Here is a 6717-nt window from a genome sequence, read left to right as displayed (position 1 = left end):
GCCGGGCGGTCGCGGCGGGGCAGCGGGACGTGCTGGCGCGGCTGCCAGGCGCCGGCCGCCGGAACGGTCAGGTGCTCCAGCACCGTCGCGTACTCGCCCCGCGAGAGGAGGCCCGCGACCTCGTCGAACGCGGCGGCGACCCGGTCCACGTCGGCCGGTTCGAGCAGCGCCGACGGCTGGACGCGCACCGTCGTGGGGGCGGACAGGGTGGGGATGACACGGATGTTGTGGGCGTGCAGCAGACGGCCCGCGACGAGGTAGCCCAGCGACTCGGGGTCGAACACCTCGCGCAGCAGCGCCGATCCGGGCCGCGGCAGGGCGAACTCGACGCCCAGGAGCAGCCCGCGTCCGCGCACCTCGACGATGGCGTCCGGCCACTTCGCGGCCACCTCGGCCAGCCGGTCGCGCAGCAGCGTGCCGATCTCGGTAACCCGCTCGCGGTAGGAGAGGGCCAGGTCGAGCGCGGCCGTCGCGATGCGCGAGGAGAAGTCGTCGTCGGCGAAGGTGGAGGTGTGGTGGCGGCCGAAGTCGGCCACGTACCGGTTCTCGGCGACCAGCAGCGCGGATATCTTGGCGAGCCCGCCGCCGAGGGACTTGGACAGCAGGTAGTAGTCGGCGACCACACCGGAGTTCTCGGACGCGAGGAAGGTGCCGGTACGGCCCATGCCGCACTGGATCTCGTCGAAGACCAGCGCCGCCTCGTGGCGGTCGGCCAGTTCGCGCAGCGCGGCGAGGGTCTCGGCAGGGACCTCGCGGACCCCGGACTCGCCCTGGATGGGCTCGACGAAGCAGGCGGCCACCGGCGACAGCTGCCGCTCGGCGGAGTGCGGCACCCCGGCGGAGTCCACGGTGACCGTGTGCACCGCGACGCGTTCGGCGTCGAGCGCGCCGCGCACCGCCTCGGGCGTCCAGTCGTACAGCCGCCGGTGCCGCGGTCCCGGCACGTGCAGGTCCTCGGGGACGTTGCCGCCGTGCGTCAGCGTGCCGGCGCCGGCCGACTTGCCGTGGAAGGCGTCCCGCAGCGACACGAACACCGGGTCGGCGCGCCGCAGGTGCGCGATCCGGTCGAGCGTCTCGGCCAGCACCTCTGCGCAGGGCCGGCCGGCCGCCGGTCCGCTCGCGACGGGGAGGTCCGCGACACCGTCGCGCCGCACCCGGCGCAGCGTCAGCTCGGCCTCCTCCTCGAGCGCGCCGAGCCGGCGCCGATGCTCGACGGTGGCGTGCTTGACCGCGGCTTCCACCGCGTCCGCGCCGGTGTTGCCGAGGGTGACCACATAGCCGGTGCCCGTCGTGGCGCCGACGATCTCCGACAGGCGCCGGGCCAGTTCGGCCGCGCCCGGGCGGATGCTGCCCTGGGCGTTGAACGGGGTCTGCTCGTCGAGGCACCGGCGCGCCACGTCCAGCAGCGCCGGGTGGTTGTGGCCGAACAGCGAGGCGCCCGCGCCTCCGACGAGGTCCAGCACCCGGTCCCCGGCCGCGGAGCCGTCCGGAGACCGGCGGATCAGATGGTCGCCCTGACCGGCCTGGTAGGTCACGTCCAGGTTGAGCGCCCGGAAGAGCCGGGCGAGTTCCGGCCGGGCGTATCGCGCGAAAAGGGAATCGGCGTTCATGCGTCACTGCCTCCTTGCCCGACCCGCGCCGTCAGCGACGCGGTGACCTGATCCACCACGTCACGCAGTGTCCGCATCGCGGCTGCCTGTTCGTCCGAGATATGCACGTCGAACTCGGATTCCATCTCGACGATCAAATCGATGGAACGCACGGAATCGAGGCCGTAGTCCACCAGCGGGACATCGGGGTTGAGTTCAGGTACCTGTAGTCGGCGACGGAACAGTTCATCGACGACCTCGTGAATATCGCGATTCATTGCCTTCTTTTCCCCCATTCGATGCACTGTTCCTTCGGCCGATGCGGGCTCAGAAGGACAAGGCGAATCGTTAGAGTTCAACGCCGTATCGCCACGGCGAACGAAAGATCTGCCTCCGAGCGAACCCACACCGGTACCGGTTCGCCGCGGTACGACGCGGTCAACGCGCCGTCGGACTGGTCGAGCTCGATCCGCCAGAACAGGAAGTCGCCCAGTGCGCCGATGCCGTTCAGGGCCTTGAAGGCCGCTTCCTTGGCGGCGAACAGCTCACGCGGCGTGTACGCCCCGGCGGGCGCGAGCAGCGTCCGTCGCTCCCGCTCCCGCAGGACGAAGGCGGCGGTCCGGGGACTGATGGCCGCGGTCTCGATGTCGACGCCGACGGCTTCGGCGCCGGCCGCCACCACCGCGACGGCCAGGTGATCCGTGTGGGAGATGGAACCCGCGAACCCCCGCGGGAAGCGCGGCCGGCCGTCGGGATCGCGGGGCACGATCCGGTCGGCCGACCCGGCCGCGGCCAGGGCCGAGGCGGCCGCGCGACGGCCCGCCGCGAACTGCTGGGCCGGTCCGTGCGGCCACGGCACCGGGCAGGTGGCCAGCGTTGTCTCCGGTGCGACTCCCGCGGGAATCCCCAGCTCGACCGCCACCGTCCGTCCTTCAGCCGCGCAGCGCCACGACGTGACCCGCCAGCGATTCGATCGAGCGCAGGACCTCCGGCTCGACGTCGTCGTCCCACTCGAAGCCGAACGCGTCCTCCATCGCCACCAGCAGGCTCACCAGCGCGGTGGAGGGCAGCCCCGCCTCGCGGAGCGAGACGGTGTCCGGCACGTCGCTGACGGACCGGTCGCTGCCGAAGAGGTCGGCCAGCAGTTCCCTGATCCGCTGCTTGACCTCGTCCGTGGTGATCGCCGCCGTGTCAGACATGCGCTTCCGTCTCCTCGACGAACCTGCGGACGATCGACTGGAACGTCTCGGGGTCGTCCAGGAAGGGCACGTGGCCGGCGTTGGTCATGATCTCGCAGCGGCCGTTCGCGAACAGCTTGGCCAGCTCGTGGCCGCGCGACGGGGTGAGCAGGATGTCGTCGTCGCCGAGCACGATGACCGTCGGCGCGGTGATCCGGGACAGCAGCTCGGGGCTGGTGTCGCCCTCCTGGACGAGCGCCAGGCCGTTGGCGAGCTCCTCGGGGGTGGACATCGCGAGGAACGCCTCGCGGAAGCCCAGGAAGCCGGGAGTGCCGCCTTCCTCGTTCATCTCCCCGCTGATCACCTCGGGGTAGATGTGGCCGTACAGGGCGGCCATGCCGTGGTTCTTCAGCGTCAGCAGCCACGCCCGGTTCAGCTGCCGGTGGCGCCGCATGCCGGTGAGGCCGAAGACCGGACCCGCCAGCACGAGCCCCTTGACCCGGTCCGGGTGGGCCAGCGCCACGTCGCGGGCGAGCTGGGTGGAGGCCGAGGTGGCGACCAGGTAGGTCGACTCGATCCCCAGCGCGTCGAGCAGACCGATCAGGTCCGCCGCGTGCTCCTCCCAGGTGGGCTCCTTGTCGAGCTTGGAGGACTGGCCGTGGTTGGCCAGGTCGTAGCTCACCACCCGGAAGTCGCGCACCAGGTCCTGGGTGAACGCCCGCCACAGCGGGCTGGTGATGAAGAAGTTGTTGAGGAGGGTGAGGGCGGGGCCTTCACCACGCGACTCGTAATAGAGTTCGACGCCCTCGCGGGTCGTGACGCGCGGCAGTTCCTCCGGGTACTGGAGGTCGAGTTGCTCCAGGGCTTCAGCGGCTGACATTGCTTTCCAGTCCTTTCTTGGTCTCCACGACTCCGGCGCCCGGGAGCACCCGTGCGAACCGGGCGACGACGTCGGCCGCCGATGTCTCGTCGGAGAGCGCGCTGCAGGACATGCCGCAGTACATCGCCATCTCCTCGATCCGGCCGCTGGTCGCGTCGGTGGGCACGGCCGCGCTGAAGCGCGGCACGAGATACGGCTTTCCTTCGACCACGGTCTTGCCGATGAACTTCTTGGGCTGCCCCGGGTCGTCGGTCACGGGCGTCGCCAGCACGCGGTGCCGCCGGCCCGGCCACCCGATCTCGTACACATCGGTGATCACGGTGCCGGACTCGTCGGCGGCGGTCACGGCCGCCTTGAAGCGCGGGTGGGCCCGCGACTCGTGCGCGACGACGAAGGCCGTGCCGAGCAGCACGCCGTCGGCTCCGGCGGCGACGGCGCGGGCGGCCTCGGCGGGCGAGCCGATCCCGCCCGAGGCGACCAGGCAGGCGTCCGGCAGCCGCTCGCGCAGCGCGGCGACCAGCTCGTCCCGGCGGGAGGTGCCGAGGAGGTGGCCGCCGGCCTCGATGCCCTGGGCCACCACCACCCCGCCCCGCTCGGCGACACGCACCCCGTCCTCGACGGTCCCGACCTGCACCACCAGGTCCCGGCCCGCGGCGACGACCCGGTCGAGCACCGCGTCGTCGGGCAGGCCGAAGAGGGACACGTGCACGCGGTCCGGCGTCTCGTCGAGGACCTGGGCCAGCTGGTGGTCCAGCTCGTCCGGCCCGACCACCTCCGGGATCAGGTTCACGCCGACGGGCCGTTCGGTGCCCGCGGTCAGCCGGCCGAGCATGGCCGACAGCGGGGCGCCGACCAGCTTGTAGCCGCCCGCGCAGCCGGCCGCGCCGGCCTCGGACACCGCGCACGCCAGCTCGGTTCCCGCGACGCCGCCCATGCCCGACTGCAGCAGGCTCACTTCCAGGCCGAGGACCTGCGCCAACGTGGCACGCATCAGCCCAGACTCTCCACCGCGGCCACCGCGGCGTCGGTGCCGCCGAACCGCTCCGTCAGGGTGTGCACCCAGCGCTCCAGACCGAAGGCGAGGCAGCTGGTGTGGGCCGTGGCGTCACCGGCCTGGATCCCGCAGCGCTCGCCGAAGAAGTTCCGGTGGTAGTTGACGGAGCCGATCGCCAGGCCGTTGACGACGAACTCCTCCTTCACCGGGAACAGGCGCTGCATCTTGGCCTTGCCGCTGTTCTTGTCGAAGAACGGGTCGGTGGCGACCTCGATCTCGAAGTCGAGGCCGAGTTCGGCGCACAGGGTCTGCACGGCGTCCTTGGCGCGCAGCAGGTGGTTCTTGGCGACGTCCTCGGGTCCGATGCAGACGATCTCCCGCATGGAGAAGCCGAGCAGCCGCTGCAGTCCGTCGTAGTGGTCCTCGTTGCGGAAGCAGGTGCCGAGCGTGGTCCGCATCGCGCCCTCGGCGGGCAGCGTGGTGCCGGCCAGCTCGACGTAGATGGCGTAGCAGGCCGCCGACGGCAGGGCGAAGCCGGTCGGCTGCATCACCTCGGTGGGGATGCGCTCCAGCGGCCGGCCGGACTCGGCGAGCAGGGGGGCGACGCGTTCCGGGTCGAGCCGGGTGGCGGCCAGACCGAGGTGCGGGAAGTTGTCGTAGTAGTCGAACGTGTCGAGGTCCCGGCACTGCATGAGGAACGGGAACCGGAACTCCGGGGCGTCCCAGCCGTCGGCGAGGCGGCGGAACACCGAGTCGATGGCCCGCAGCAGTCGCAGCTGTCCGCCGTCGAGAACTCTCAAGCCGTTGTCGGTTGCTGTGGTCATCGTGCCGCTTTCCGCTTGAAGAATCGGGCTTCGATCGCGTTGAGGGTGCGGAAGTCGTCCAGGTCCACGTCTTCCGGATCGATCGGCTCGCCGGTCAGTTCCTCCAGCAGGAAGATGAACTCGACGAAGGCCAGCGAGTTGATGGCCCGGCTGTCGATCAGGTCCAGCTCGTCGGGCACCTGCCCGAGTTTGGGGTTGCGGCCGAGGATGAACTCCCGGACCGCCTGGAGTGGATCGGTCATTTGACGATTTCCCTACCGACGCCGGCCTTGGACAGGAACTTGCGGGTCCGCTTGAGGACCTCGTCGTGCGCCGCCACGCGGGCGGGGTGCTCCAGCGCCCGCCGCCGCAGCGCCAGCGCGTCCGGGATACCGGCGTCGCGGTAGGCGGCCGGGTTGTAGAGCGTGCCGATGCTGTACTGGAGGTAGTTCTCCAGGTACTCGGCGACCACCGGCACCTCGTCGGGGTCGCGCTTGGCCACCTGCCCGAGCAGGTTCGTGAAGATCATCCGGCCGAACGCGACATGCCGGCTCTCGTCCTGGTGGTGGACCCGGTTGATCTCCCGCGCGATGTGCGGCAGCGACTGGTCGGTCGCCATGTGCGCGTTGTAGTAGTCGACGATCTCCTCGAAGATCAGGATCCGCGCGAACACGATCATCTCGCGCGCCACCGACGACAGATGCTCCACCGAGTCGGCCTTCAGCGTCGGCTGCGCCGGATACAGCTTCCCGCCGTACCGCAGGCAGAACTGCGCGAAGAACCACATGTGCTCGTTTTCCTCACCGATGAAGTGGTGCAGGAACTCCGAGACGTTGGCGTACGTCTTCTCGTGGATACGCATGACCACTTCGCTCATCAGCTCACGGATTCCGTGAATGTTGAGACTGAAGAAGTTGATCGCCTCGTACCGGGTCAAAGCCAGCTGCTGCTCACGCGTCAGCTCGTCCCACATCGGCGTCCCCGCCAGCGTGGTCAGGCTCTCGCTCATCCACGGCATGTCCGGCTCGATCTTGTCGGGCCAGTCGAACATCGTGTACGGGTTGTAATAGCCGGACTCCGCCAGCTGCTCCAGCCGGTCGAGGTTCAGCTGAACCGGCTCGATCTCACGTACCGCCATTTTCTCACTCGCCTTTCCCTGTGCAGGATTCCCCGTGCAAGGCCGCAGGATCTGACCTGGGCGGTGGGTGCGGGATTCGGTCACGGCGCACCGGTGCGAACCTGTGCGGTGGTCCGGGATGTCAGCTTCGGCGGA

At 70.2% G+C, this 6717-nt stretch carries 9 protein-coding genes; all 9 read right to left on the bottom strand.

The features are described from left to right. The coding region (locus tag CCN42_RS42235) for an aspartate aminotransferase family protein (RefSeq protein WP_143662074.1) at window positions 1–1610 on the bottom strand (1610 nt) is incomplete at its 3' end. Then, window positions 1607–1885 (bottom strand): acyl carrier protein, encoded by a 279-nt coding sequence (locus CCN42_RS31615; RefSeq protein WP_086173355.1) that lies wholly within the window; start codon window positions 1883–1885, stop codon window positions 1607–1609. The genes CCN42_RS42235 and CCN42_RS31615, both read right to left, overlap by 4 nt. A 59-nt stretch (window positions 1886–1944) precedes the next feature. Then, a complete protein-coding gene (locus CCN42_RS31610) occupies window positions 1945–2511 on the bottom strand; it encodes a 4'-phosphopantetheinyl transferase superfamily protein (RefSeq protein ID WP_086740745.1) in 567 nt (188 codons plus the stop codon). Window positions 2512–2521: 10 nt separating this feature from the next. After that, window positions 2522–2788, bottom strand: coding sequence for a phosphopantetheine-binding protein (locus CCN42_RS31605; protein ID WP_086740743.1), 267 nt, complete (start codon window positions 2786–2788; stop codon window positions 2522–2524). Next, on the bottom strand, window positions 2781–3647 hold the full coding sequence (locus tag CCN42_RS31600) for an alpha/beta fold hydrolase (RefSeq protein WP_086740742.1): 867 nt from the start codon (window positions 3645–3647) through the stop codon (window positions 2781–2783). Before CCN42_RS31600 ends, CCN42_RS31605 begins: the two co-directional genes overlap by 8 nt. Further along, entirely contained in the window at window positions 3634–4638 is a 1005-nt protein-coding gene (locus tag CCN42_RS31595; RefSeq protein ID WP_086740740.1) for an NAD(P)H-dependent flavin oxidoreductase, read from the bottom strand. The genes CCN42_RS31600 and CCN42_RS31595 overlap by 14 nt, the downstream gene beginning before the upstream one ends. After that, window positions 4638–5465 carry a class-II aminoacyl-tRNA synthetase family protein gene (locus CCN42_RS31590; protein ID WP_086740738.1) on the bottom strand — a complete coding sequence of 276 codons (828 nt, stop codon included), beginning with the start codon at window positions 5463–5465 and terminating at the stop codon, window positions 4638–4640. The genes CCN42_RS31595 and CCN42_RS31590 overlap by 1 nt, the downstream gene beginning before the upstream one ends. After that, a complete protein-coding gene (locus tag CCN42_RS31585) occupies window positions 5462–5707 on the bottom strand; it encodes an acetyl xylan esterase (RefSeq protein ID WP_086173360.1) in 246 nt (81 codons plus the stop codon). The genes CCN42_RS31590 and CCN42_RS31585 overlap by 4 nt, the downstream gene beginning before the upstream one ends. Continuing rightward, window positions 5704–6582, bottom strand: a complete 879-nt coding sequence (locus tag CCN42_RS31580) for a diiron oxygenase (protein WP_086740737.1) — start codon at window positions 6580–6582, stop codon at window positions 5704–5706. The genes CCN42_RS31585 and CCN42_RS31580 overlap by 4 nt, the downstream gene beginning before the upstream one ends. Between the last annotated feature and the right edge of the window lie 135 nt (window positions 6583–6717).

The sequence above is a fragment of the Streptomyces glaucescens genome (assembly GCF_002154375.1).
GTDB classification, from domain to species: domain Bacteria; phylum Actinomycetota; class Actinomycetes; order Streptomycetales; family Streptomycetaceae; genus Streptomyces; species Streptomyces glaucescens.
Note: the sequence above shows the minus strand (reverse complement) of the source record. Positions and strands in the feature narration are given on the sequence as shown.

Bases quoted from the DNA above. Each gene is read 5' to 3' on its own strand.
- CCN42_RS31615 (WP_086173355.1), bottom strand. From the start codon at position 1,885: ATGGGGGAAAAGAAGGCAATGAATCGCGATATTCACGAGGTCGTCGAT.
- CCN42_RS31605 (WP_086740743.1), bottom strand. From the start codon at position 2,788: ATGTCTGACACGGCGGCGATCACCACGGACGAGGTCAAGCAGCGGATC.
- CCN42_RS31600 (WP_086740742.1), bottom strand. From the start codon at position 3,647: ATGTCAGCCGCTGAAGCCCTGGAGCAACTCGACCTCCAGTACCCGGAG.
- CCN42_RS31595 (WP_086740740.1), bottom strand. From the start codon at position 4,638: ATGCGTGCCACGTTGGCGCAGGTCCTCGGCCTGGAAGTGAGCCTGCTG.
- CCN42_RS31590 (WP_086740738.1), bottom strand. From the start codon at position 5,465: ATGACCACAGCAACCGACAACGGCTTGAGAGTTCTCGACGGCGGACAG.
- CCN42_RS31585 (WP_086173360.1), bottom strand. From the start codon at position 5,707: ATGACCGATCCACTCCAGGCGGTCCGGGAGTTCATCCTCGGCCGCAAC.
- CCN42_RS31580 (WP_086740737.1), bottom strand. From the start codon at position 6,582: ATGGCGGTACGTGAGATCGAGCCGGTTCAGCTGAACCTCGACCGGCTG.